18 protein-coding genes and 1 pseudogene are annotated in these 26,786 nt (G+C 47.1%); 4 read left to right on the top strand and 15 right to left on the bottom strand.

What is annotated here, in order from left to right:
• The 13 genes and pseudogenes from AMS66_RS27265 to AMS66_RS27205 all read right to left on the bottom strand — a co-directional run bounded on the left by AMS66_RS27265 (nucleotide 1) and on the right by AMS66_RS27205 (nucleotide 18,310).
• Entirely contained in the window at nucleotides 1-300 is a 300-nt protein-coding gene (locus AMS66_RS27265) for a hypothetical protein (protein ID WP_144424622.1), read from the bottom strand.
• Nucleotides 301-403: 103 nt separating this feature from the next.
• Nucleotides 404-709 carry a hypothetical protein gene (locus tag AMS66_RS27260; protein ID WP_053783757.1) on the bottom strand — a complete coding sequence of 102 codons (306 nt, stop codon included), beginning with the start codon at nucleotides 707-709 and terminating at the stop codon, nucleotides 404-406.
• 140 nt (nucleotides 710-849) lie between these two features.
• Complete coding sequence (locus AMS66_RS27255) at nucleotides 850-3,912, bottom strand: glycoside hydrolase family 2 TIM barrel-domain containing protein (RefSeq protein WP_053783756.1); 3,063 nt, start codon at nucleotides 3,910-3,912, stop codon at nucleotides 850-852.
• Between the two features lie 174 nt (nucleotides 3,913-4,086).
• On the bottom strand, nucleotides 4,087-4,917 hold the full coding sequence (locus tag AMS66_RS27250; protein ID WP_053783755.1) for a carbohydrate ABC transporter permease: 831 nt from the start codon (nucleotides 4,915-4,917) through the stop codon (nucleotides 4,087-4,089).
• A complete protein-coding gene (locus AMS66_RS27245) occupies nucleotides 4,910-5,797 on the bottom strand; it encodes a carbohydrate ABC transporter permease (protein ID WP_053783937.1) in 888 nt (295 codons plus the stop codon). The genes AMS66_RS27250 and AMS66_RS27245 overlap by 8 nt, the downstream gene beginning before the upstream one ends.
• Before the next feature lie 148 nt (nucleotides 5,798-5,945).
• A complete protein-coding gene (locus tag AMS66_RS27240; protein WP_053783936.1) occupies nucleotides 5,946-7,238 on the bottom strand; it encodes an ABC transporter substrate-binding protein in 1,293 nt (430 codons plus the stop codon).
• A 363-nt stretch (nucleotides 7,239-7,601) separates the two neighbouring features.
• Nucleotides 7,602-9,371 (bottom strand): cache domain-containing sensor histidine kinase, encoded by a 1,770-nt coding sequence (locus AMS66_RS27235; protein WP_053783754.1) that lies wholly within the window; start codon nucleotides 9,369-9,371, stop codon nucleotides 7,602-7,604.
• Between the two features lie 19 nt (nucleotides 9,372-9,390).
• The gene (locus tag AMS66_RS27230; RefSeq protein ID WP_053783753.1) at nucleotides 9,391-10,938 is read right to left on the bottom strand and encodes a response regulator transcription factor; all 1,548 of its coding nucleotides are present in this window, start codon (nucleotides 10,936-10,938) and stop codon (nucleotides 9,391-9,393) included.
• Nucleotides 10,939-11,345: 407 nt separating this feature from the next.
• Nucleotides 11,346-14,409 (bottom strand): annotated as a pseudogene (locus tag AMS66_RS27225) (X2-like carbohydrate binding domain-containing protein).
• A gap of 360 nt (nucleotides 14,410-14,769) precedes the next feature.
• The gene (locus tag AMS66_RS27220) at nucleotides 14,770-15,666 is read right to left on the bottom strand and encodes an SMP-30/gluconolactonase/LRE family protein (protein WP_053783752.1); all 897 of its coding nucleotides are present in this window, start codon (nucleotides 15,664-15,666) and stop codon (nucleotides 14,770-14,772) included.
• Nucleotides 15,667-15,680: 14 nt separating this feature from the next.
• A complete protein-coding gene (locus AMS66_RS27215) occupies nucleotides 15,681-16,343 on the bottom strand; it encodes an SGNH/GDSL hydrolase family protein (protein ID WP_053783751.1) in 663 nt (220 codons plus the stop codon).
• A 101-nt stretch (nucleotides 16,344-16,444) separates the two neighbouring features.
• Nucleotides 16,445-17,233, bottom strand: coding sequence for an alpha/beta hydrolase (locus AMS66_RS27210; protein WP_082350921.1), 789 nt, complete (start codon nucleotides 17,231-17,233; stop codon nucleotides 16,445-16,447).
• 201 nt (nucleotides 17,234-17,434) lie between these two features.
• On the bottom strand, nucleotides 17,435-18,310 hold the full coding sequence (locus AMS66_RS27205) for an AraC family transcriptional regulator (RefSeq protein ID WP_330219357.1): 876 nt from the start codon (nucleotides 18,308-18,310) through the stop codon (nucleotides 17,435-17,437).
• 90 nt (nucleotides 18,311-18,400) lie between these two features.
• Here AMS66_RS27205 and AMS66_RS27200 point away from each other — a divergent pair, with 90 nt between their 5' ends.
• The 3 genes from AMS66_RS27200 to AMS66_RS27190 all read left to right on the top strand — a co-directional run bounded on the left by AMS66_RS27200 (nucleotide 18,401) and on the right by AMS66_RS27190 (nucleotide 22,532).
• The gene (locus AMS66_RS27200; protein WP_053783749.1) at nucleotides 18,401-20,428 is read left to right on the top strand and encodes a beta-galactosidase; all 2,028 of its coding nucleotides are present in this window, start codon (nucleotides 18,401-18,403) and stop codon (nucleotides 20,426-20,428) included.
• Nucleotides 20,429-20,854: 426 nt separating this feature from the next.
• Complete coding sequence (locus tag AMS66_RS27195) at nucleotides 20,855-21,826, top strand: helix-turn-helix transcriptional regulator (RefSeq protein ID WP_053783748.1); 972 nt, start codon at nucleotides 20,855-20,857, stop codon at nucleotides 21,824-21,826.
• Between the two features lie 19 nt (nucleotides 21,827-21,845).
• Nucleotides 21,846-22,532: an AlkZ-related protein gene (locus tag AMS66_RS27190; protein WP_236703652.1), complete on the top strand. Its 687-nt coding sequence runs from the start codon at nucleotides 21,846-21,848 to the stop codon at nucleotides 22,530-22,532.
• Nucleotides 22,533-22,643: 111 nt separating this feature from the next.
• On the opposite strand, the gene AMS66_RS27185 is transcribed toward AMS66_RS27190, so the two are convergent.
• Nucleotides 22,644-24,158, bottom strand: coding sequence for a UxaA family hydrolase (locus AMS66_RS27185; protein ID WP_053783747.1), 1,515 nt, complete (start codon nucleotides 24,156-24,158; stop codon nucleotides 22,644-22,646).
• A complete protein-coding gene (locus AMS66_RS27180; protein WP_053783746.1) occupies nucleotides 24,158-25,672 on the bottom strand; it encodes a tagaturonate reductase in 1,515 nt (504 codons plus the stop codon). Before AMS66_RS27180 ends, AMS66_RS27185 begins: the two co-directional genes overlap by 1 nt.
• Before the next feature lie 202 nt (nucleotides 25,673-25,874).
• On the opposite strand from AMS66_RS27180, the gene AMS66_RS27175 reads away from it, so the two are divergent.
• Entirely contained in the window at nucleotides 25,875-26,756 is an 882-nt protein-coding gene (locus AMS66_RS27175; RefSeq protein ID WP_053783745.1) for an AraC family transcriptional regulator, read from the top strand.
• Nucleotides 26,757-26,786: the final 30 nt, after the last annotated feature.

The following is a 26,786-nucleotide window of genomic DNA, read 5'->3' as shown; positions in this document are numbered from 1 at the left end:
TTAAAGCCCCTCTTTGTTCATCTCTTTGCTCATCTCTCTGTATTTCCGATTTGAACGGCGCAAGTTATTCATTGTAATCATAAGGAGAACTATAGGCAAAAAGATATTCCATGACTGATTCTTAATCATCACGATAGCGAAAAACACCATAGCTGCCCATACCATTATTTCAATTGCTTCATACTTGGTTAACGTGCGCTTGAATGCTTTTCTGGAAATGAGACGAATCAGGAAATAAGCGATTAAGCAATAAAACGCGCCCATTCCCAGTATGGCAATCAGCACCAACAACATCTCCAAGAACATGCCTCTCACCTCTCAACCTAATCCCCTTAATTTTACCATATGAGCGAAAGAGTGTCATCGGAATGATCCTGCCTGAACTCTCCACACCGCCCCCCATTTACTTCTCTTCACTTATAACGGTCGCGTTATAGATCACAATCCGTTTGCCATCCAGATCAAAAAGTACTTTATTCCCATACTCTGTATCCTGCAAATCAATCTTACCTTCATACGTATGGATCAATTCTCCCGAGTCACTGTACACTTTAACCACGCGTTCCAGACCGCCGGAGTTATTGGATCTCATCGTTTTTAACGCACGTTCACCTGAAGCCGTGTTGAAATACCAGATGAAACACCCCACAATAATGCCTAATATGACAAGCAGCGTTACCCATACACCCGTCTTTGCTTTTCTACTCAAAATAAGCCCCTCCTTTACCCATGTTCAGTACTGTACGAGGTAGATGCGGTAGCGGTTTCAGAGACCATCCTCAGATCACAAAAAAAGAGGCCCCAACTTGCGGAGACCTCTGTCCTTTAGCTACATTTTATACAGCGCTATTACAGCGCACGAATGACAAATTCAAATTGCAGTTCGCCGTCAGAGGCGATGCGGTATTCCGGATGAACCGGTGCACCCCAGCTATCGTCGCCCCCTACGCCCATTTGTTTGCCAGCTACCGTTACAACCGTATAATGCACTGGAGGCAGCTCATACGCATGTTGTGCATTCTCCAACTCAAATGCGGTATATGGAGATACATTCAGCTCGACTGGAGCTGCAGAAGATTCGATTTTGAAGCCACGTCCCGCGTTGTCGGTCAATTTGGCCCAACGTACACCCGTGCGGTTGCCCGACTCCTGTGGTACAAGATATGGAGCAACGGTATCAGCTACCTTGCTATCATGGATACCCAGACGAGCGCCAAATGCACGGTCCGCATAGTTTTCTTCCGGTCCCATCGCCAGCCACTCCACGTTTTCATAGTCCGGCGAAGTCTTGAAGGAAAGAGCATGAATCGGAAGATCTGGCAGACCTGCCGTTCCTTTATACGTATTATGCACATGCACACTACCATCTGCTCGCACGGTATAAGCCACTTTCACCTGTACATCTGCCGAAATATTAAGTTTGTACGTGAATTCGATCCGATATTGATCCGGGTTCTGTTCCGCTTTCCAGTTCACACATCTAGGCAGCAGACTTGCAGCATACCAAGCCCCAAGCTCGAAGCCCATGACTGTACCCTTATCATTATCGGTGGTCGCACGCCAGAACAACGGCATCGGAGGCTGTGCAATCGTCTCGCGGCCTGACAGCTTAAGGGATACCAATGTTCCGAAAGCCTTGGAGAACAGGACATGGGTTTGGCCTACCCTTACCCCGATATTAACGTCCCCTTCAACGACCTGAATTTCATTTGTCAGATTCAGATCTGACGCCACAGTATCGTTTGATTGGGAATCCGACTTGCCCTGAGTGAATATAAACTGTCCAAAGGCAACTTCCTCGCCTTTTTCTGCCCACAATGTTGATGCTTTTAATACCAACGCGGTATCCACCGCATATTCCCCACCAGCAAGAGATTCCACATCAAGTGGAAGCTTCACAATCGTCTCACTTTGTGGGCCCACGTTTACCTCCAGCGTTCCACGCAGCACTTCGTGACCTTCACAATTCAGACTGTATACGAGTTCGAATTCAGACGTGTCCGCAAACAAATTACCGTTAACGATTTTCACACCTTCCCGATCCGGGAACAACTTGATGTTTTGGTACAGGAATTTGACTTCCTGCATCTTAGCAGACACTTTGCGATCTGCGTGCACAATGCCGTCGCCACAGAACGAATAGTCCGAAGGACGATCACCGAAATCACCGCCATAAGCAAGGAACTCTTTGCCGTAACGATCTTTTTTGTAGATAGCCTGATCGATGTAATCCCAAATGAAGCCGCCTTGGTACATCGGATATTTATCTTCCAGTTCCGTATACTTATGCATACCGCCAATAGAGTTACCCATAGCATGCATGTATTCACAGCTGATATAAGGTTTTTCCGGATTAGCGTTAAGGAATTCCTCAATGTCCGCCGGTTTGGCATACATGCGGGACTCCATGTCACTCGTTTCGTTGAAGCGACGGTCGTGGAAAACCCCTTCATAATGAACGAGACGGGTTGGATCTGCTGTTTTAAAGTATTGAGACACTTTATAGATGACTTCACCACCATGAGATTCGTTACCACAAGACCAGATGAGGATGGACGGATGGTTTTTATCCCGTTCTACCATCGACACTGCTCGGTCCATGACAATGTCGTGCCATTCCGGTTTATCGCCAGGAATAACCCATGACGGCTCAACTGCACCCAGCTTCTGCCACGATCCATGTGTCTCCAAGTTCATTTCATCAATCACATACAATCCATATTCATCACACAGTTCATACCACAGGCTTTGGTTTGGATAGTGAGATGTACGAACAGCGTTCATATTGTTTTGTTTGATTGTACGAACATCCCACAGCATGTCTTCCTTGGTTACAGCGCGCCCACGACGCGGATTGAATTCGTGACGGTTTACCCCTTTAAAAACAATACGTTTACCGTTGATGTGCATCACTTTATCAATCATTTCAAATGTACGGAAGCCAACGGCCTGAGGTACAACCTCCAACAGCTCGCCTGCTGCATCATACACATGAATGTACACACGATACAGGTAAGGAATCTCCGCACTCCACAGGTTTACTTTGCCAATCGCCTCACGAAGACTCGCTAGACCATTAGTAACTTCAATACCACCAAACGTTTTCACCGTGTTGCCTTCAGCATCCCGTAGTTCAGCCTCCACCTTTGCTCCGGCAGCAGCTTTCCCTTCAAGCTTGAGATCAACGTTTAACGTACCATTGGTATAAGACTTGTCCAGATTCGTTACAACCCGCACATCGCGAATATGCACAGCCGGTACAGTATACAGATACACATCTCTGAAAATGCCGGAGAACCGCCAGAAATCCTGATCTTCCAGCCAGCTGCCTGTGCTGCGTTGATACACTTCCACAGCCAGTTTATTCTCTCCGTCCTGAAGGAATGGTGTCAGATCAAAATCGGATGGCGTAAAGCTGTCTTCCCCATATCCGACAAATTGTCCGTTAAGCCATACATAGAATGCAGATTCCACACCCTGAAACGAAATATATACCGGATTGTTCTGCCAGCCTGTTGGTAAATGGAATGTTCGAATATAACTGCCTACCGGGTTTTGGTCCTGTGGTAATGCAGGTGGACGCAGATCGTTTAACCCATCCCAAGGGTATTGAGTATTTACGTATTGGATCTGACCGTACCCTTGGAGCTGAATATGCCCCGGCACTTCAATATCATCCCAACCGTCACTGGAGAAGTCCTGCTTGTAAAAAGCTTCAGGGCGGCAATCCGGACGGATCGCATAATTAAATTTCCACGTTCCGTTAAGGTCGTATCGCATAGTCATTGCATCAGATGCTTTCGCTTCTTCCATAGTACGGTAATAGCGATGATCCGAGTAAGCGTTCAGGCGATTTACTTCAAATACGCTCACATCGCCCAGCCAGTTGATATCTGCATATGTTGCTTTCATTCGGCTCTCTCTCCCTCTTGAAACAAATATATTTATTACTTATTCAGTACAGATTCTTATTTCCCTTTTACGAAACAAACATAAACAAACAGAAAGACAGAGGCACGCCATTCCAGGCGTCCTCTTCTCTCTTTTCTGCATTGACGTCCATTCAGACGGTTTGATGATGATGCTTTATTTAACGGAACCAACCATACCTGCCACAAAGTGTTTTTGCATAATGAAGAATACAAGGGCTGTCGGCAATGTCGCGATGACGATGGCGGTCATAATGACTCCATAATCCGGTGAATAACTGGAACCGAGGTTCGAAATTAACAGCGGAATCGTCTGTTGGTCTGGCGTTTGCAGTACCACGAGAGGCCACAGGTAGTTATTCCAGCTGCTCATGAATGTGATGATCGCAGCAGCTGCATATGTTGTTTTCATCGTTGGCATGTAGATCTTCAGGAAGATGCCAATTTCGCTCAGACCATCAATCCGGCCTGCTTCAAGCATCTCTTTCGGGAACATTTTGGTGTTCTGACGGAAGAAGAAGATCAGGAACGCTGTTGTGATGGTAGGCAGAATCACCGCTGCCATCGTATTGATTCCGATGAATGGAGCAAAACCGGAGATCGTAGCAAACATCCGGTACAACGGAACCATCAGCGCTGCGAACGGAATCATCATGGAAAGTAACAGAATATTGAATACGATATCCCGTGATTTCGTCCGATACACTTCGAATCCGTAACCGGCCAGGGAACCAATCAACAGGGCAAGGATCGTGGAAATGACTGAAACGATAGCCGAATTCCCCAGAGCCTGTACCAAGTTCGTCTGCTCCAGCAATTTGTTGAAGTTATCAAGGAAAAATGAGCCCGGAAGCAATCTGCCTTTGGTGACATCTACAGAAGCGTTTGTCGAACTGACGAGCATCCAGAAGAACGGAAATATGGACACAAATGCAACGATGGACAAAAAGACATATGTGAATATACGTTTCGCTTTTGCTTTAGCCATTTCTCTCACCTGCCACTTTGAACTGGATTATGGACAATACGATAATCATCAGCACGATAGAATACGAAACGGTTGCCGCATATCCGAAGTCCGGTGAATATTTGAACGAAAGGTTATAGATGTACTGAGAGATGGACATCGTCGCATTACCCGGACCACCTTTGGTGATGTTCATAATTTCATCGAAAATTTGCAATGTACCAATCGTCGATGTAATGGAGGTGAACAGGATAATCGGTTTGAGCAATGGAACGGTAATTTTGAAAAATTGAGTGAAAGCATTCGCGCCATCGATCCGTGCAGCTTCATAGATCGACTGATCAATGTTCTGAAGGGATGACAGATAGAAAATCATGTTATATCCGGTCCAACGCCAAGTTACGGCGATTATAATCGTAATTTTAGCCCAGAACGGGTCGGTGATCCATTGAATCGGTTCAGCAATCACATGCAGATTCATCAGGAATTGGTTCACCATTCCGTCAGAAGAGAACAGATATTTGAATACGACAGAGTAGGCAACCAATGAGGTTACGCAAGGCAGGAAAATGGCAGTACGGAAGAAGCTACGGAAGCGCAATGTACTATCATTCAGCAAGACGGAAATAAACAAGCCGAGAATAATCATGACAGGCACTTGAATGATCAAGTACAGAAATGTATTGGATACGGCAGTGCGGAACGTGGTGTCAATAAATAATCGTTTATAATTATCAAGGCCCGTAAATTCAAGATTGGCTCCTACACCAGACTTGAACGATAAGAGCAGCGCTTGCAGCATCGGATAGAAGTAAAATGCAACGATCCCGATAACAGCGAGCGAAATAAAAGCCCATCCAGTCAAATTATTTTTCTTTTGGAGACTGTCTCCTGTATTCATGGCTTTCACAGTATGGCTCCTCTCTCTCCCGTGCAACATAGATAGAACCCAGGGAGCCTTCCACCATGTCCGGGTCGGCTATTGCTTGCGCCAGACAGTGGAACGGCTCCGATGCTTCCTTGGGTTCTATAAGTTACCGTGGATCATCTTAGTGTAATTGTGTTTCAGCTTGTTTCTGTGCATCAGCCAGAACGTCATCAATCGCTTTGCCGTTCAGGAAGTTCTGCATTTCAACAACCAGAATGTCCTCGATGGCATATGTGTTGATACCGTAGTTTACGCTAGGAATTTCTTGTGTCCATTTTGCAAAATCAGCAAATACTTTTTGTCCGCCAAAGAACTCATCGGCTTTATCAAATGCTTCGCCTTCTGCTGCCGGTTTGTACGTACCGATCGCACCAATGTTGTTCAGCAAATCTTGATACAATTGTTTATCAGAACCGAATGTTTTACCCATGAAATCAGCAGCTTGGTCTGCACCAGCAACATTGTTCATGACGTACCATGAGCTACCACCCAAGTTGGAAGCATGTACAGAATTCGATTGTCCAGCCATTTTAGGAAGCGGTGCTACCGCCCATTTGCCGGATTGGGATGCTTCTTGACGAACAGATGGTGTAATCCAGTTTCCTGTAGGAATCGTAGCTACATCACCGTTGTTGAATGCTGCCACGAATTGGCTCCAGTCAGAGTTCAGTTTAACGACGTTTGCATCCATCAGTTCTTTGTAGGTTACAAAAGCTTCTTTCAGAGCTGCATTGCCAGCAAGATCAGGTGTTTTTCCATCTTCCTTGGAATACCATGAACCTGCGGATTGGATCATCATGCGGATCAGACCCAAATCGTTGGGATCAAGTGTGATCAGGTCCTTACCTGTTTTGGCTTTCACATCTTTACCGATTTTGATGTAATCATCCCATGTGATGTCCTGAAGGTCAGCTGCTTTGTAGCCTGCTTGCTCCAGCAGATCAGTTCTGTAGTAGAGACCTGTTACACCGGAGTCAAACGGAACACCGTACTGTTTACCATCAAAAGCCGTAGGTCCCAGTTTGTACTCTGCGAAATCGGAAGCTTTAATTGTAGAGGACATATCTTTAAACGCATCAGGATATGCACTCAAAAAGCTTTGTGACCGATAGTCCTCAATCAGAACGATGTTAGGAAGACCACTGCTTGTTCCAGAATTCAGGCCGGTGTTCAGCTTCTGAATAATAGCATCTTGAGCATACTCAACGATGTTAATTTTCAGATCAGGATTTCCCTTCTGATATGCTTCTTTTGCTGCTTCCATTGCAGCAACGTTAAATGCCTTGTCCCAAGCCCAAATCGTAATTTCATTAGCGGTTTTTTCACCTTCACTTGCCGTATTTCCTCCACCACCGGAAGAACATGCAGACAATAACAGAACAGTTACGAGCATCAATACCCACATTTTTTTCAAACCATTCAACTCCCCTTAACCTCTTTGTTTGTAAATTGTTTACGTTTTCTGAAAGCGTTTGCTTTCGATATATTCATCTTATCATTCCCAAATCTTCATTCGTTAGTAATAATTTTGTATGGATTTGTCATCTTATTGCCACAATGAAAACCTTTACAGAAACCGCTTGCATTAAATTTGTTTTTTTGTAATTTCTTTTGATTTTGTACTTTTTTGATCTGAATATTTTACAAGTCAGGCTTCATTCTCAGGCTTTGCGCACCAAAAAGACCCTCCCGTGTTGTCATTGACAAAACAGGAAGGTCTCCTATTGAAGCTGCTTTCACTTAAATAACGTCCTTGCTTTCACTTAAGCCCTATTGTTTAGCTCGTAATCAACGGGAGTGTAACGGTAACCCTTGTCCCCTCTCCCGGTTTGCTCATTATCGTTACACCATAAGGTGCCCCGTACAACAGCTCTATGCGATCATGTACATTCCGTATACCGATACCGCTGAACAATTGCCGATTATTCTTCGGATTGGGCAGCGACTCACCCATGGAGAATCCTTCGATCCCGTCGCCGTTATCCATAATCTCGCATATCAATGACTCTCCGGCTCTGGAGACCATCACATGAATGGTGCCTGTTTCCTTGGAAATGAATCCATGGAAGAAGGCATTCTCAATAAAGGGCTGAATCACCAGCTTGGGCACATGATAATGCGTACAATCCGGAGCTACGTAAAAGGCTGCTTTAATGCGTCCTCCGTATCGGACGTGATTAATGAATACATAGTTTTTCAGATTTTCGACTTCTTGCTCCACCGTTATTGTCTCACTCACGTTACTAATCGTATTTTGTAATAAAGAGATTAGCGCATTAATGGTTTCGGCAGCCCTGTCCTTGTTCCCCTGCTGCACTAGAACTTTAACGGAAGCCAGAGTGTTGTATAGAAAATGAGGATTAATCTGGCTTTGCAGCGCCGCCAGCTCAGCGTTTCGCTGCTCTCGCTGTGTAAGTACCAGTTGATCCACATAGTCATGCAGCTCATCCAGCATGTAGTTATAGGCATGACCTAGCTGTCGGCTCTCATAACTTCCGCTGACCGGAATATAGTTGTCCAGATCACTTTTAGTAATATTCGACATTTGCTTCACGAGTCTGCGCAGTGATTTGGTGATTTGATTCGTAATTAGAAATACCAGTATGAGCGCAGCAGCCACAATGCCAGCGCAAATCAGAGCAACCGTCTTCATATCAATCAGCTGCCCCATTGCGAGATCCTTGTCCACGACGTTTATGATATAAAAACGGTAAAATGGCAAGTACTCGGACAATACCACACTGTCCTGATCCATGACTCGTGCATTTAACCCTTTTGCAGTTTCGTTATTATTCATTTCTCTGGCATAGGTCAGCAATTCAAGTTGAGTGGTACCGATCCACTCTTCCCGATTGGACGATACAATCTCACCTGCATCATTCAGGATAACCACATCGTTGCCTCTGCTCGTGAAACTGCTGTAAAACTGACGAAATGCGTTCTCTCTCATGGTGACATACAACGTACCGTAGAGTCGGTTTTGGGCACGATCCGTCAATGCCTTGGTCGCTGAGATCATCTGCCCGGCTGTCTCATCATTCGTCTGATAGTCATCAAAAATGATCCGATTCGGACTTGCAGCTGCTTCTAGCGTTATCGGCTGTTCTTTCAATTCATCCGCCGATAAACGAAGATGAGACCGATCGGTCGAATACGTACGCCCATTAATACCACTAATCGTAATACCGACTTCATAGGACTCTGTAATCGACTGAATCCGGTCCATCGTTTCCCTCATATTATAATAGGACTTTGCCATTGTGAGGGAGTCACCCTCTCCTTCGGACAGATAACCACGAATCGCCCCGCTCTGGCTAACATTATTGGATACAGCAGCGATCGCATCGTTAAAGGATTCAAAGTTCGTTTTGATCTGGCTAAGTACCTTGGAGTTCGTAATACTGAACGTCTCGGTAAACAGCTTGGTCGACATATGAATCGATGTCCATAGGATGAGCACAGAGACAAGAATGATGCTAACGAACATAACGAGGAACAGTTTAGGGAAAAGTCCAAGCCTTGAAAATGCATTCATCCATTTCTTCATTTATTTCTTCCTTCTGACGTTATGCCCAGAATTTTCGCCGGTATCGGCTCGGTGACAGTCCGGTAAATTTTTTGAACACTTTGCAAAAGTAACTGTGGTCGGAATACCCTACCTTACTGCTAATTTCGGAAATGGTGACATCGTCTGAGCGGAGAAGTTCCTCTGCCTTTTCAATCCGAATTTTATTCAAATATTCGTTAAAACCTTCTTTTTTGTGTGAAGAGAAATAACTGGACAAGTACGATGGATTAAAATGAAAATGCTTGGCTACTTCGGCAAGTCCGAGCGGCTGATCAAAGTGCTCATGCATATATTCCAGCAGCATTTTCATATTCGGATCACTTCGTCGTCCACCTTCTCCAGTCGTGCACTCCTGTACCTCAGCCATGAACTGATCCAGTACCTTCATCGCTTCTGCCAGACTGGAAGCACCATCCACATGTTTGAAATAGGCATACTTGCTCTCTTCCAGCGCAGATGACTGCACATCCATATCTGCAAGGGTAATGGTCACGTTAAAGATCAGATTGCCCAGAAAGGACTTGATTTCAAACACATCTGCAATATAATCCCGTCCCAACGTGAGAGCATGCTCCTGCATATATTCCCTTGCCGCTTCTGTTCGATTTCGCTTCACATGCTGCAAAAACATGTTCACATTGAACTGATACCCGGCAGGGTGAAGAGGCGGAAGTTCGCCATACACCAGAATAGATCGATCCTCATAATAAAAGCGATATTCCATTAGCTTGATCAGACGTGTTCGATATACGTCCCCCATCTCTTCAAATGAAGAGAAGCTGTCGCTCAGCACCCAGCAAGGTCCGTCCTGCCCGTCCTTATTCTCGCTCGCCAACTCCTTAATCCGCTGCACCATCCATTTATCCTTCGAAGGCTCAACATTAAGAAGCACCACTGGCGACGTGCCTTCGGCCGGAACGATTGCGCACTCCACATCAGGGAGCAGATCTCGTAACCTGGACTCCAACTGATCGTTATCCAGCTTGTGCACATGTACTTGTGTATCCTGCGGCTTATATACGAGTAGACGGAAACATCGGTGAGGAAACGTCTCGCTAATGATATCCATCTCGTTACTATCATCCAACGTAAAACCGGACAGCATCTTTTCCATCAATTGCCCGAGCCTCCACCCATCAAGTGAAGGCTCAAATTGCAATTCTGGAATTTTGCCAGCGGTACGTTGAAGCACTTGTAATAATTCATTGGTATCCAGTTTCGGTTTCAATATATAGTCTGCTGCTCCATTCTGGAGCGTTGAACGTACATATTCGAACTCACTGAAGCTGCTAAGTACGATAACCTCAATCTGCGGATGGCTCGCTTTTAACGTCCGGACAAATGTTTCCCCATCCATCACAGGCATCACGATGTCCGTAATGACAATATCCGGCTGTAACGACTGTACCTGTTCAAGCCCTTCTTCCCCGTTGGAAGCTTCACCTACAATCTGAAAACCTTCAGCTTCCCAGTTCATATGGTGCTTAATGCCTTGCCTTACAAGAAACTCATCGTCAACAATCAGCACCTTACACAACCGGTTCATGACCCTTGACCCCCTTGTCTAATCTTTCTTCTATGTCTGTGCAAGATATACCATCATATATCGGATAGAATGGCCTCCCCGTGTTAGCGGTTACATTAATTTGAAAGTTTTGTACTTCTTTTTATATCTCAAAACGAACGTTTAAGCAATGGTAAGCATTTTGCATAAATCCAAAGAGCGTCTTTCAATTAGCAAGATATAGATCGAAATGTTTCTATTCGTCTAGCTCTTGTACCCGGGAGCGAGTTAAATCCAATGATGCAAAATGCGTATGGAAACTCTCTTTAGTGTACACTATATTTCGACAAAATAAGAAGCCTCGGCCCGCCATGAATCATTTTCGGCGAGCTAGGACTTCTTATTGATGTACGTTTAGATTAACTCAAACTTTCATTTCATGTTTAAGTCTAAGGTTCAATACCCCATTGAAGACTTCCCGCAATATATCCCGTTACCTTGGTCCAGTCGGTGTAAGTTGTTTGACTTGGAGCAAACGAATAATCATCCGTTTGAGTGTAGTTGGTCCAGTCGGTTTTGGAGAAACGGGCCTGAATTTCAGTACTTTGCCCCGCTGCCAGTGAACCCGCAGAAGCATTAAACCCAATCTCCAGCACGGAATCTGCTCCGGTCACTGGGGTCGACAGCGTACTAAACGCCCCTGTAACATTATCGTTTCCAGCTGTTGCCCAATCACTGAAAAAGTTTTGAGTCTGAGCGCCATTGATCGTATAGTAGTAACGAATTTTAACATCAGAAAGATTGATCGCCGTAGTGCCTGTATTCGTTAATTTGATCTTGGGATTAATGGTGTTACCCGTTGCTGAAGTCGTTCCATTAAACATCTCAATTCGAATGGCTCCCGCGGGTACAGCCGTCGTGTCTTTAATAGTCAGATTCAGGATCGCATCATTGCCAGCACTGAAATGGAAGGTTAACGCTGCGCTTCCCTTGGGCAACGAAGCCAGATAGGTTTTACTCAACACAACCTGATTGCCCGATAATGTGTAATCCGTACCTGGAACCAGCGTTGTACTGCCATTACGTATTGCATTAAGTGTGTTTCCGTTCAGTGTCAACGTTACAGGAATATTGGTCTGGTTGCCTGTGTTCTTGTCAAATTCCGCAGTGACTGGTGTGATGGCCGAACTGGTCACCGGAGACTCGCCTCCACCTTCTCCACCTCCATTGTTCCCACCAATACGGTCAGCATATAAAATGCCCCGTCCATTCGTACCCAGATACACTCTTCCATACAGACGTGGATCACCTGTAATCGTGGTTACACGTGCATATTGATGCTGATTATCGTTAATCTGTACCCAATTTGCCCCACCATCATCGGAACGGAAAAATCCACGTGTTCCATCGATCTTTGCAATCGTGTACAGCGCGACCACGTTCTGCCCAAGTGCCGCTTTACCAAAACCGATGCTGTCCGCTTCCTCCACATTCGCAAGCTTGGTAAAGGTCGATCCTGAATCGGTGGAATGCCACAGACCATATGGCCCTTCCTCTTCACTGCCGCCTGCAAACCAAAGTTCGCCTTCCGTACCTGGAACAGCGTCCAGATCCGCATTTCCTTCTACCGGAAGCCCGGTAGAAGGAAATGCGGTAAAGGAGGCACCACCATTGGTGCTCACATAGACTTTACCGGCAGCAAATCCATAGAATTTGTTCGAATTTACCCGGTCAGAGATCACTTTGGCCTGTGCGGGTATACCTGAACTCGCTGTCCATGAGTTGCCGCCAGTGGAATAATGCACACCCTTGTCTGACGTACTCCATACAAGTCGGTTACCATTTGCAGAGATAGCTACGGTTCCTCCTCCGGTTGTACCGGCAGGCTCTGCGTTTGCCTTATACCATGTGGTACCACCGTCGCTGGATAAACCAATGGATTTTGCGTTCGGATCAGCAGTATAATCTGCTTTCCCTACGCGAACCATGGTATTCGGACTTAACTCTGCAAAATCCAGACTTTCGGTAGAAGAGTAGTTGGGGCTGGTAAACATCGTAGCTGGTGCCTGATCCAGATCGTTATGACGGAATCCCGAGACATCCCCTACTCCACTTAACAAATGTGCCCCGCTTGGCGGGCTGACCAGATCCAGAACCGCGATCTCCTCGACCCCTTTGGCCATCACTGAAATATTGATTTTATTGCCGTTATCCCAGTCTGTCAGATTTTTGGTGCCGTAGATGGTCGCGCCTGTTCCATACATCATACGGTCAGAATCAAATGGGTCAATCTCCAGATCACCAATCATCCAGCCCAGCTTTGGAGAAACTTCAGGCGGTGCAGGATTCGTCCCAAAGGTCAACCAAGGCGCAGCCGAAATATCCTGTGTATAGCGCATTTTGCGGTTTGGATATCCTTCAAATTCCCAGATGCGGGTCCAAGTAGCTCCACTGTCGGTACTGCGGAACAGATTCGCATCAGGCCACCATGAGTGTACCTGGATGCTGCGCATCTACAGCCAGTCCACCGTATCCAAAATAATTGTCCGAGCTGCTGCTTGGTACCGGACTAATGTTGGTCCATACCCCTGTAGTCGTATTTAATTTCCAGAGGTCTCCCTTTTCCCCATCATAAGGGCCTGCACCATCACTGTATGAAATATAGAGATTTCCATTGGCATCCAGTTCCCCGTGATGAGGCAGATAGCCTGTAGGCTGTCCAGCGACAGCAGTCCACGTTGCGCCTCCATTCGAACTGCGGTATATACTTTGATTTTTGTCGGCTACCCCGACATAGAGGGTCTGTGTTGCCTGTCCAGCAGAACCTGTTGATTTGTCAAACGTGATCCAAGAAAGACCTACGATGTCACTGGTATACTCATAAGACGGGTCCTCGACATACGTACCCGGATTTGGGAAGCTCGTTACTTTGTTCCAGGTTACGCCGTAATCCGTACTTTTCCAGAGTCCGTTGCCACTACGTGCACCAAAATACAAAATGCTATTTTTATTCGGATCAACGATCAGGCGCTCCCCCATGGAATGTCCCGGCATGTTACTGCCGACTTTGAACGGAAGAGTGGTTGTCTGCCAAGTATCACCGCGGTCCGTAGAACGCAGAATGGAGCCGTTGTTTTTGTCCCATGAATTCGTGTACGTGCCGACAGCCATATACACTCGATTCGGATCCACCGGATCTGTTGCCAGCGCATCAACACCGTTTTTGTTCCAGTCATCCCAGCCGACAAAATCGGTGAGCGGAATCCAGCTCTCATTCACAGGATTCCAGCGATAGGCTCCCCCGATATCTGTCCGGGCATAGATCAGATCTTTCTCTGACTCATTGAAAATAATCCCCGGCACAAAACCACCACCAGCCCCGGTCACGACATTTTTCCACTGGTATGAATCACTCGGCGCCGCATCTGTTGTTCCAGCGAGCACGCCCAGTGAAACGGCTGCAACGGCAACCGTCAAACTCATCACCCGCAGTTTTCCCAAAAACGTTTTCATAATTTCTTAGCCTCCTCTTCAATATGTTCATCGCATCCGGTATACCCTGCTGTGTCATCATGTTCATGAGTGCAGTGTCAAAGATTTAATGCATTGGATCAGACAACCAGCCCCACCCCCTTTCCATTTTATAAAACGCTTTCATAAATTGATTTCGATTACCATTCATTGGACTATACTTTCAATAAATAACATTCGATGGCAATTAAAAAACCCCTTCTGCCTAAATTCTATTTTTTGTAATTTTTTCTGCATATCGCTTTTGAAAACGTAAAAAAAGGATGCTGCTTAAACCAGCACCCTTCTTCATTGATAATACTTTATAAACGAAGAACACAGTCCAGTAACACGGTCCTTCATTTATTTTGTATCAGACTGTGCTCCCCCGCCAAAAGCGTAGGTTTTCTGCCCTTTCACACCCGGTCTAATCACAAATAGAGATCCAGCATTCGGCGTCTCCGTCAGCCGCTCTTCTCGAATACCAACTCTTGCAGTCGTAATATATAAGTCTTCCAAATCAGGTCCTCCGAAACAGCAGGAAGTTACCTGATCTGCAGGTATCTCAATCTGTTGCAGCAGCTCTGCCGTATGCGGATTCCAGCGTGTGACTCTTCCTCCGCCCCAGTGGGCAACCCACAGCATTCCCTCACTGTCTACAGTCATTCCATCCGGAAAACCAAATTCCTCTGGTATAGCAATAGCACTTGTCCGGTTCGTAAGTTCTCCAGCAGCCAGATCAAAATCAAATCGATCAACAGAACGTGTTGGCGTATCAATGTAATACATCGTTTGCTGATCCGGACTCCAGCCCAATCCATTGGACGTGGACACATCCCTGAACATCGTTCGAACAGGCTTTCCTTCCTCCAGACAATAAAATGCCCCCGTCTTGCTTTCGTTCTTCAAGCTCATCGTCCCTGCCCAGAAGCGGCCGAGCGCGTCACATTTCCCATCATTGAAACGGTTGTTGTCCTTGCCTTTCTCCGGATCCTCAATCGGCTGCAGCTCTCCCGTGAGCAGGTTATAGGTGTGGAAACCACTGCGCAAAGCAACGACAACCTCATCACCATGGTATGGAACAACCGCACCTACATGCTCGCCAACATCATAAGTCCGATCCTCTCCTGTAGCCGGAATATATACATGGACCTTGTAGCTTTCAATATCCACCCATAATAATCGATTGTGTTCAGCATCCCAGCTTGGACCTTCGCCCAGCAGAGCCGGGGTATGTACCGCAATGTTCAATTTGCCCATGCTATCACATCCTTTTATGATTTGACGCCGCCTGACCATTCGAAACCAATGGCATCCAGGAACGCTTTGGAAAGCACCATATGGCCTGTTGCATCGGGATGAACCCGATCGTAAGTCAGCACAGACGTATAGAAATGATCCCAGAATGGAGTAAATGCAGCCTGTGTATCCACGAAAATGGCATCGTATTCCGCGGCTACTCTGCGAACAGCTTCACCGTATAGGTCCATCGTAGCCCGCATCGGATCTTCCGGGTTGGCTTCCAAATAATAAGGAGACATTAGAACAAGTCCTTTCAAGCCAGGACGAACAGAAGCAACCAGATCACGCAGTGTGGATTCATACTCTTCCAGGAAAACTTGCGAGTCCGTAGATAACGGATTGTCAAATTGGCGCCATACATCATTGATCCCGATCATGATAGTTAACCAGTCCGGTTTGAGATCAAGCACATCTCGGTCCCAGCGCTGTTTCAAATCACGGATCGTATTCCCACTATTGCCCACATTTTGAATCCGCAGCATCAATTCCGGATAGATGGAACGCAGCAAGGCATACACTTGCGCCACATAGCCGTGCCCCAGTCCAGAACTCCCTTCACCAACAGGATGCTCACGTCCACAATCTGTGATTGAATCTCCGATAAAAAGCAGCTTATCATTCTTTTGCAATTTCATTTTGTCGTTTTCTCCTTCGCTCTCATAAGCGTTAAAATATGTGAGATCACTCATATTCATATTTCATAATCAGGAAAGACAGAGCTCCGCCAGCTGCAGAGTTACCACCCTTGATTCTTAAGCCAGGTCAGGCAAAGATCAGACCAGGCCCGAACGGCATGGTCATCCTCTGCCAATCCCAGACCATGTGAACCTTTTTCAAATACATGCAAATCATAGGGAATGCCGTGTGCACCCAGGGCGAGCGCGTAACGCAAACTGTTCTCCACAGGGACTGCCTGATCATCACTCGTATGCCAGATGAATGTTTCAGGAGCGTCGGCTTTCACCTGCTGCTCTGCACTGAAGGCCTTGATCTGTTCGGCAGTCACATCTGACCCAAGCAGATTTTCACGAGAACCGGCATGTCCATAGGAGTCCATCGTAATTACCGGATAACAAAGAATAACCCGATCCGGGCGTGAACTCTCGCGTTCAATAGGGTCTTCATGATCTGGTTGACCCTCGTCATACAAAGTTCCCAACGTCGCTGTAAGATGACCGCCCGCCGAGAATCCAAGCACGGCAATTTTGGAAGGCTGGATGCCAAGTTGCTCGGCATGAGCGCGTACATAACGGATCGCACGCTGACCATCTGTCATTGGTGCCGGATGCTGGTGAGGCGCCACACGGTATTTCAGCACAAATGCACTAATTCCCGCACGGTTCAGCAATTCAGCGATTGGAGCTCCCTCATGGTCAGCCAAAAATCCATAGCCTCCACCGGGACATATAATGACAGCGCTCTCGGAACCAGGCTGAATAAATGGAATCAGATGGGGCATTTCATCCTCATGCCCCTTGGCCGCATAAGGTGCTGCATGGTCCCACAATGGTATAGTTGATGTCACTTCTATCATCCTCTCTAAATTGAACGGATACATTGATCCGTATAATCGTTTTCCAATCTAAGGAATCGATACCATCATAACGGGAAGCACCCTTACGCATCAATACCTTCCTGGCATCACTTTTTATTCAATTTGTAACAGGTTACACCGAATGTTCCTACTTGAACAGTGTTTTATAGCACATTGATTATCTCTGAATGATTAATATAACGTTCGATACTGTTCCGGAGTTACGCCCTCAATCCGCCGAAATGTAGCCACAAAATGGCTCGCATCCCGAAAACCAACCTTCGCTGCCGTTTCCTTGACAGTCAGTTTACTGTTCCCTGTCATCCATTCTTTCGATTTGCGGATGCGAAGGAGTATGAAATAACTGTAGGCTGTCATGCCAAAGGATTGTTTGAAAAGGGTATTCAAATGCCTGGGCGTAATGCCCGGTATGGCTGCCATCTGTTCAAGGCCGATTTCGGGATCGGCGTAGTGTTCATTCATAAATGAAATTAACGGAGCTAGCCGTTCCACGGCATGGGAGATCGAAGAACGACTGCCGGTCATGCCATGCTTTTTGAGCAAAATCAGAAATCGGTACATATCCGCTGACGCTTCCAAGCCGGATAAATCCTGGTCACTGCTGATGGAACCCAACACTTCCCTGCCATAGTATTCAAGCGGGCTCTCTGAATCCCATTGATGAAGGGCAGCCTCCCCCAAACCAAGTGATTCTGTGATGGCCGGACACTGGGAACCTCCAAATGTAATGTAAAGTGTCTGCCACTCTCCTTGCGAGCGTACATACTCGTGCGGCTCATTCGGCGGAAGCAAAATGCCGGATGTCTCTCCCAGCAGTACAGTTGAACCTGCAAATCTGAACTCTCCGGCTCCCTTCACCGTCTGAAGCCAGTGATAGCAGGGATATCCCGCTGGTCTGGAGACACTCTCCTGATTTCCGTTATATCCGATACTCTCGATATAGATCGGAAGCGGCTGATCCCGCGAGGTCATTAAATAGCGCCGATGGTCGGGTGAGATAAGTATAGGGATTCCTCCTTTGAACAAAATCCACAATTCTAGTTCCATATTCTTATATATTTCATTACTTTTATTATATTTTAAAAGTCCTATGAATCCTATAATATAGAATTATTATTATACAAGAGGTGAACACATTTGATTAGCAGCAAATTACCCAAAATGTTCTACGGCGGCGACTATAACCCTGAACAATGGGATCATGAGACCCAACTTGAAGACCTGCGCATGTTCAAATTGGCAGGTATTGATATTGCAACCATCAACGTATTTTCCTGGGCACTGATTCAGCCAGATGAAGTCACTTACCATTTTGAAGAACTTGACCAATATATCAATAATCTTTATGAAAGCGGTATCTATACCTGCCTCGCAACAAGTACAGCTGCACATCCGGCATGGATGGCGAAAAAATATCCGGATGTGCTCCGCGTGGATACCAATGGACGCAAGCGTAAATTCGGAGGACGTCACAACTCCTGCCCGAACAGTCCAACCTATCGCAAATATTCGGAGAAAATTGCAGACAAACTCGCAGAGCGGTACAAAGATCATCCCGCAGTTCTTGTCTGGCATGTCTCCAATGAATACAGTGACGATTGTTACTGCGACAACTGCGAGAAAGCTTTCCGCGTGTGGCTGAAAGAACGTTACCAGACGTTGGATCAGGTCAACAAGGCTTGGAACACCAATTTCTGGGGCCACACGTTCTACGAGTGGGACGAGATCGTACTGCCAAGTAACCTTAGCGAGCATTCGGGCAACAACAGTTCCACATTTCAGGGGATTTCGCTCGATTACTCTCGTTTTAACTCTGACAGCATCCTCGCCTGCTATCGTCTGGAGTATGATGCCATCAAAAAACATATTCCGGATTCAGTTGTTACGACTAACTTGATGGGCTTCTACAAACCGCTGGACTACTTCAAATGGGCTAAGCATATGGATATCATTTCTTGGGACAGTTATCCCGGCCTGGCAACTCCGGTAAGTTACACTGCTATGGCCCATGATTTGATGCGTGGACTGAAGGACGGTCAACCGTTCATGCTGATGGAACAGACACCAAGCCAGCAGAACTGGCAGCCTTATAACTCATTGAAACGACCTGGTGTCATGCGCCTGTGGAGTTACCAGTCCGTCGCTCACGGCGCGGATACGATCATGTTCTTCCAGCTTCGCCGTTCCATCGGCGCCTGCGAGAAGTACCACGGCGCTGTAATTGAACATGTAGGCCATGAGAATACGCGCGTGTTCCGTGAAGTCGCAGAGCTGGGCAAGGAATTGCAGCTGCTCGGTAACAAGACGCTGGATGCCACCGTTGATGCCAAAGTGGCAATTGTGTTCGACTGGGAAAACTGGTGGGCAATTGAGAAATCAAGTGGGCCTACCGTTGCACTGAACTATGTAGACCAAATTCACAAATACTACGCTGCCTTCTTCCGCCGCAACATTCAGGTCGACATCATTAGCGTGGATATGGATATCAACAAATACGACATCGTGCTCGCTCCGGTACTCTATATGGTCAAACCAGGCTTTGCGACCAAACTGGAAAAATTCGTTGAAGCAGGCGGTACATTCCTGACAACCTTCTTCAGTGGTATCGTCAATGAGAGTGACATCGTAACTACCGGGGGTTATCCAGGTGAGCTTCGCAAACTGCTCGGTATCTGGGTCGAAGAAATTGATGCCCTGCTGCCTGAGCAAAAAAACAGTATTATCCTGAAAGAGGCTTTTGGCGATCTTCAAGGAGAATATGGTTGCGGCATGTTGTGTGACTTGCTGCACAGTGAAGGTGCGGAAATTATCGCCGAATATGGTGACGACTTCTATAAAGGCATGCCTGTGGTAACTCGTAACACATTTGGTCAAGGTGAAGCCTGGTATGTAGCTTCCGATCCGGAAGATCGATTCCTGGACGGATTGCTGGGACAACTGGCTGCCAACAAAAATATTGATTCCCTTCTGGATACTCCGGAAGGTGTTGAAGTGACTGCTCGTACCAAGGATGGACAGCAGTACCTGTTTGTCATGAATCACAATGCTACTGCTCAATCCTATGATCTGGGCAAGGGTGAGGCTCATGATTTGCTCACAGATCGCCCCCTTTCAGGCATGATTGAGATTGAAGGCCGCGGTGTACAACTGCTTGAAATGAAATAATATTTGAAAATTGATGATATAACAGATGATACAACATGTTACATGTATATCGCATTGATCCATAGTTGAGGATTAAAAGCGTGTCAATTGTTAAAATTTAAAGTATTATATGGATGAACTTGTTTCAATCTGCTACTTCCCGTATCCGTTTAGACCGGATACGGGTTTTTGTCATTATTTGTGAGGCTCTCGGTTAGAAGGAAATACCGAGAAGCAAAGCGAATTGGACTAGACACACAATTTAACGACGCCCTGCCGGAAAAAGGAAGCAGCCCCTCTGTATGCAGGCGCTGCGCTATATTGAATAGATAATATAATGCTGCGAAATATTGGTGACAATCATGATGTCACTTATACACTGCTACAATGGGAGGAACACTCCAGCATCCTTTCCGGCGGCGCAACCTTCGAAACGGAGTGGCTGACATGAATAGAACAAATCGGCTTGCCGCCATCGTTATGGCATTGCAGCACGGTCACGAAACGGCACATTCACTTGCAGAAAAGTTTGAAGTTTCCCGCCGTACCATCCTGCGGGATATCCAATCACTCTCGGAGATGAATGTCCCGATCATTGCTATCTCCGGTCCCGGAGGCGGCTTCAGACTTATGGAGGGGTATGTACTGCCCCCACTGCAATTGGACCCGGTTGAAGCAGCTACTCTCATCTTTGCTCTTGAAGGCCTAAGCCATTATGCAGATACCCCTTTTCAAGAGAAACGCTGGACTTTGATGGACAAAATCAAAAGTATTATTCCAGATGATGTCAAGGCAAGGATGGACCCCATGCTCAAACAACTAAAGCATGATGTTCCGGAGCGGAACTACATCCTTCATCATCTGGAACCGCTTCTGAATTGTATCCCGGAACAAGGGTGGCTGCGTATGTTATACCGCTCTGCTTCCCGCCAACGCTGGCTTACGATCTGCCCCATTCGAATCTATGCTTCTGCCGGTTTCTGGTATTGTGAAGCGTATTCGGAGGAGCATGGTGAACAGCGCCTGTTCAGGGCAGACCGAATTTTGGACGTTACGCCGGTTGAGCTGATCGAATCACAAAAGCTGGCTGAACAGGCTGAACGGCAGCGCAGCAAACCGAAATCTACCGAGCGTTCTCCAACGCGTGTTACGGCACGTTTGAGTTACAGCGGAATGATCGAGGCAGAACAGGACAAGCATATTGGCGAACGGATGACCGAGATTGCTCCGGATGTCTGGGAACTGTCCTTTCTGTGCCCTCCTGGTGAGTGGGCTTGGGCCGTACGATTCTTTTATCGACTTGGACGTGAGGCAGAAGTACTTGAACCCGAGAACCTTCGCTGCGAGATTCGCCAACATGCCGAGGAAGTAAGCCAGATGTATCTCGCTTCCAACAATAATCGTTGTAACACACGCTAAAAAGGAGCTTGCCAAATTCATGATGAATGAGAATGAATCCATCGTAACTTACGAAGAAGCTGTTCAGCGAATAGAAGCTGTGGGACTGCTCCCACTCGCACCTTTATTCCCTGAATACCCGTCACTGTCCTCCATTACCCCTAAAGAAAACTGGCACAAGGATAACGCGCTTGATCCCTGGTTGTGGCGTTCACGTCTGGCCGAGGAAGGGATCGCTGCCTATGGCAAATTTGTCAAAAAGAAAGCCATCTTGGTCTCACGCGAATATTTCCCATGGGTGCACCGTCTGCTAGCGGACTCCAGAACCATGGAAGAACAATATGACGTGGGATTGCTTTCTCGAGAAGCATTCAAACTGTATGAAATAATCGAGAACCAAGAAGGGATTGATGGACGGACGCTGCGTTCACAGGCAGGTTTTGGAGCCAAAGAGGATAAAAAGGCATTTGACCAGGGGCTGCTGGACCTCCAGAGCGCTGGCGCCATTGTCATCTGTGGCACCAAAGAAAAAGAAGGCCTTGCTGAAGGCAAGGTCGCCTGGAACAGCTCTGCTTATGAGACCTCAGGCTGTTGGATGAAGCGTCAAGGTATTGAGCCGTTTGAGGGCAGCGTTGCGGACGCGAACGAACTCCTGGTACAACAATTGGAGAAACACGCTTCTGCTGCTGCACTGACCAAAATCAAAAAGGCCTTTGCGATACATTGATTAAAATATGTGTATACGACAAATCCCGGAAGCCAGAGAGGGCTACCGGGATTTGATTTGCTACGTTTATAATGGATGAGCCAAAGAGCATGGCAACGAACCGACACATGATTACAGGATGACTCCATCCTTGAATATCGCAATTTCCCGAAATCCATGCTGCTCGCTGAGCGTATGCGCCCGTCCTGAAGCAATTTCGATCAGTTGGCTGAACAGCTGTACTTTCATGTCGTCCATCGTCTTGCCTTCCAGCAGCTGACCTGCGTTAAAATCGATCCAGTGCTTTTTCCGATTTGCCAGATCCGATTGGGTTGCAATCTTGACCGTAGGCACCGGGCCTCCAAACGGTGTCCCACGACCTGTTGTGAAGAGAACAATGTGTGCCCCCGCAGCAGACAGTGCCGTAACAGACACGAGATCATTCCCCGGGGCTTCCACAATGTTCAGGCCGGTTTGATTGACACGTTTGCCATAACGAAGTACATCAACTACTTCAGAACGCCCTCCCTTTTGCGTGCATCCCAAAGACTTTTCTTCCAGCGTAGTAATGCCGCCTGCTTTATTCCCTGGTGAAGGATTTTCATATATATTCTGACCGTGGTTCACAAAGTATTGTTTGAAGCCATTGACCAAGTCTACCAAATCATCAAATACCTGCTCATTGGCCGCCCGATTCATCAGAATGGTCTCTGCACCGAACATCTCGGGAACTTCGGTCAATATGGCCGTGCCTCCAGCAGCGACCAGCATATCCGCAACGGAGCCAACTAGCGGATTTGCCGTAATCCCTGACAGACCGTCCGAACCGCCGCACTTCAATCCAATTTTGAGCTTGCTCAGGGGCAGCGGCTGACGCTCTTCATGTTCGACGAGTATCACTAGCTCTTCCATCAGACGCAGTCCTTCTTCAAGCTCGTCATCCGTTTCCTGCGCTTTAAGAAAACGTACTTTTTCCTGATATTCCGGTGCGATACATTCGCGGAACTGGTCTACCTGATTGTTTTCACAGCCCAGCCCAATGACCAGCACGCCGCCGGCATTCGGGTGTTCCACCAGGGAAGCCAGTACCTGCTGTGTATATTTCAGGTCATCCCCCAATTGCGAGCATCCAAACGGGTGCGGAAAATGGTAAACACCATCCACCCTGCTGCCGAACTGGGACTGCCCCATACGAGCCAACGCCTCACATACTTTATTAATACATCCGACCGTATTGACAATCCAGATTTCATTACGGATACCTGCTTCACCGTTAGGTCGCAAATATCCATCGAAGGAGCGCAGATGTTCCGGAGGCATGTCTGTCTGAACAGGCGGTGCTGGCTGATACTGATATTCCAGCAATCCGTGAAGTCCTGTTTTCAGATTGTGGCTATGAATCCAGCTACCTTGTTCGATCTGTTCCTTGGCGATCCCAATGGAAAAACCATATTTCATCACATCCTCGCCTGGTGCGAGGGTATGCACAGCAATTTTATGGCCTTTGGGCACATCATCCCTTAGTGTAAAAGTAGAACTGTCTGGCAGCGTGATGCTTTCCCCTTTTACGTAATCCCGAAGGGCTATAATGACATCATCCTGCGGCTGAATCGCAATCCAGTCATTGACTGTATGTGTTGTGTTCATCAACTCTCACCTTCCAGCAAACCTATTTCGTGAACGAGTGCTTCGCGAAGTCCCTCTCGATCATCCAGGTTCTCTCCCCAGATCGATACATCAGACAACACAGCAGCTACACGGTGTTCTAATTGCTGCTTATCCCTCTTCTGTGGCTCATAACTGTCCCAATGCTTGGCGAGTGCAGCCAATACATCCACATCATCCCGAAGCAGGACGGACTCACCGTTCAAACGCTGTCCCATATAACCATCTGGCGTGTTCACCGGACGATAAAGATACAATAATCCGGCAAATCCCTTCACGAGCCGAACAGGCCAGGATCCCTGATTTTGTTCACAGGCCAAAAGTGTCGGCAGTACACGAACCTTGAATTTCCCTACTGTGTTCAATGCAATATCCTGCAGCTTGTGATTAATATACGGATTGAGAAAACGCTCAAACACTTCTGCTGCATACTCATCCAGATTATGATCCGGCATATCCAGTGCAGGCACGATCTCCTGATGTACCGCTTCTCTGACCCATGAGCCAAACTGCGGGTCTTCCATTGTCTCTCTCACATGCACCTTGCCTTGCAAAATGCCGAGCGATGACATGAGTGTATGGGCACCATTCAGAATACGAACCTTTCGCAGCTGAAAAGGCTTCAGATCCTTCACCCAGTGTACGTTGAGTCCCGCCTGTTTCAAGGGTAGTTTTTTGTCCAGTGCTTCATCTGCCTGAATGGCCCAGAAATGATATGGCTCTGCCGTATTGATCAGTTGATCCTCGTACCCCCAGCGATTGGTCAGGGAATCGGCTTCTTCCTTGGTCGGTGCACCCGTGACAATCCGGTCAACCAGATTGTTCAAGAACAAGTTATGGTTCTCAATCCATGAACGGAACCCTTCAGTATAACCAAAATCTTCACTATGCCGCAGTACACAACTACGCAGTACATCCCCATTGCCTTCAAGCAACTCACACGGCAGGTGAATCAATCCTCTGGATGGGTCCCCATCAAACCGCAGATAACGCTGATGCAGAAAGACCGTCAATTTACCCGGAAACGATTGTACCGGTTCACCCTGCGAGTACTCTGAATACGTATATTTCAATCCCGACTCGGTTGTATTGGAGATGACAAACTCCAGGGAAGGCAATTCTGCAAGTCTCAGAAAATCCTGCCATTCTTCGTAAGGGTTAATACACTGTGAAAAAATCGAGATTATTTCCGTGCGTTCCACCGCTTTGCCCTGTGAAAGACCTCGGGTAATCATCGTATACAATCCGTCCTGATCACGAATTTGTTCCAGCTTTGCCTTTCCCCCAGGCCGAGGCTGGGTCACAGCAACACTGCCATGGAATTTGCCTTGTCTGGCACTCTCATGAAGCATCCAGTCTGCAAATCCACGCAAAAAGTTGCCTTCCCCAATCTGTAGTACCTTTACGGGACGTTCCATCACTTCTTTGCACTTGCGCTGGCTATCATTTCCGAGCAGATTCAGGTTTAGTCTTGGTCTTTTCGTGCTCGCCGACATGAACACTCACCTCATCGTTTTATTTGTCATCATCAGATGTGCCGCTGCACGCCATACAGCCGCTTACACTTCCATTGAAAACGCTTTAAATTCATTGTATCATCAATAAAAGGAAATTTAATTGCTTATATTGCGTTAAATGTACTCTTTCATGACCAGGTGTACTATCTTTTCTGGGACCAATGTTTTGAAAGGAGATCGGATGGAACGTTTGCCCGTTCGTAAGACCATTCAGGCGGAATCGGGGATACCCTTTCGTCTGGTGTATACAGATACCAAGTCCCCCCAGAACGAGCTGCCGGATCATCTTCATGACTGGCATGAAATTATTTATGTATATCGGGGTCAGGGCACCATTTTCATTGATGCCAGTCTTGAAGATATGCAGGAGGGTGATTTATTCATCATTCCAGGCAGCACGGTACATCGCGCATTGCCGGATGCCGGGAATCCGGTGACTTCGTCGGCATTGTTCTTCAGTCCAGGGTTACTGGCCTCCACAGCGGGAGGCAGCGCGTCAGCCATGCTCTCTCTGTTTGAACGCTGTCGCAAACGTAGGGTGTACAAGAGGCATCTGGACACCAAGGAACAAGCCCAGGTTGCTGTACTCATTGACGACATTCATGCAGAATTCCAGTTGGAACATCACCTGAGTGCCCACGCAGCTCTGCTTCGGTTACAGCTCTTACTTATTTATCTGGAGCGCTTGGAGGCAGTCGGTCCAGCGAGTCCTGCGAGAAGTGTTCCTGGACCAGGCTGGCTCTCCTCTACGTTGATTCATATGGATGAGGAGCTGCGCAGTGGCCTTTCCTTGCCGGAACTGGCACGACAGGCAGCCGTATCCCCGGCTCACTTCAGCCGTGCGTTCAAAAGGTATACCGGCATGACGCTAACGGACTATGCCTTGGCCCGCCGGGTCATTATGGCGAAAGAGCACCTGCTACGAAGTGATGAGACGATGGCCGTTGTTGCCGATGCCTGCGGCTTTGAGAGCCTGCCCCATTTTTATCGACAATTCAAGAAACTGACGGGTACCACACCGGCTGCCTACCGTAAAACCATGAAGAGTCAGGATCAAACGTGATTATCATGACATCCTGAAATGTAGAGAATT

Origin of the sequence: Paenibacillus xylanivorans, from assembly GCF_001280595.1 — a bacterium.
GTDB classification, from domain to species: domain Bacteria; phylum Bacillota; class Bacilli; order Paenibacillales; family Paenibacillaceae; genus Paenibacillus; species Paenibacillus xylanivorans.
The sequence above is the reverse complement of the archived record's forward strand: the minus strand, read 5'-3'. Positions and strand labels throughout refer to the sequence as shown.

Coding starts and splice junctions, on each gene's coding strand:
- AMS66_RS27255 (WP_053783756.1), bottom strand. CDS start 3,912: ATGAAAGCAACATATGCAGATATCAACTGGCTGGGCGATGTGAGCGTA.
- AMS66_RS27250 (WP_053783755.1), bottom strand. CDS start 4,917: ATGGCTAAAGCAAAAGCGAAACGTATATTCACATATGTCTTTTTGTCC.
- AMS66_RS27245 (WP_053783937.1), bottom strand. CDS start 5,797: ATGAATACAGGAGACAGTCTCCAAAAGAAAAATAATTTGACTGGATGG.
- AMS66_RS27235 (WP_053783754.1), bottom strand. CDS start 9,371: ATGAAGAAATGGATGAATGCATTTTCAAGGCTTGGACTTTTCCCTAAA.
- AMS66_RS27230 (WP_053783753.1), bottom strand. CDS start 10,938: ATGAACCGGTTGTGTAAGGTGCTGATTGTTGACGATGAGTTTCTTGTA.
- AMS66_RS27220 (WP_053783752.1), bottom strand. CDS start 15,666: ATGGGCAAATTGAACATTGCGGTACATACCCCGGCTCTGCTGGGCGAA.
- AMS66_RS27215 (WP_053783751.1), bottom strand. CDS start 16,343: ATGAAATTGCAAAAGAATGATAAGCTGCTTTTTATCGGAGATTCAATC.
- AMS66_RS27205 (WP_330219357.1), bottom strand. CDS start 18,310: ATGGAACTAGAATTGTGGATTTTGTTCAAAGGAGGAATCCCTATACTT.
- AMS66_RS27195 (WP_053783748.1), top strand. CDS start 20,855: ATGAATAGAACAAATCGGCTTGCCGCCATCGTTATGGCATTGCAGCAC.
- AMS66_RS27190 (WP_236703652.1), top strand. CDS start 21,846: ATGATGAATGAGAATGAATCCATCGTAACTTACGAAGAAGCTGTTCAG.
- AMS66_RS27185 (WP_053783747.1), bottom strand. CDS start 24,158: ATGAACACAACACATACAGTCAATGACTGGATTGCGATTCAGCCGCAG.
- AMS66_RS27180 (WP_053783746.1), bottom strand. CDS start 25,672: ATGTCGGCGAGCACGAAAAGACCAAGACTAAACCTGAATCTGCTCGGA.
- AMS66_RS27175 (WP_053783745.1), top strand. CDS start 25,875: ATGGAACGTTTGCCCGTTCGTAAGACCATTCAGGCGGAATCGGGGATA.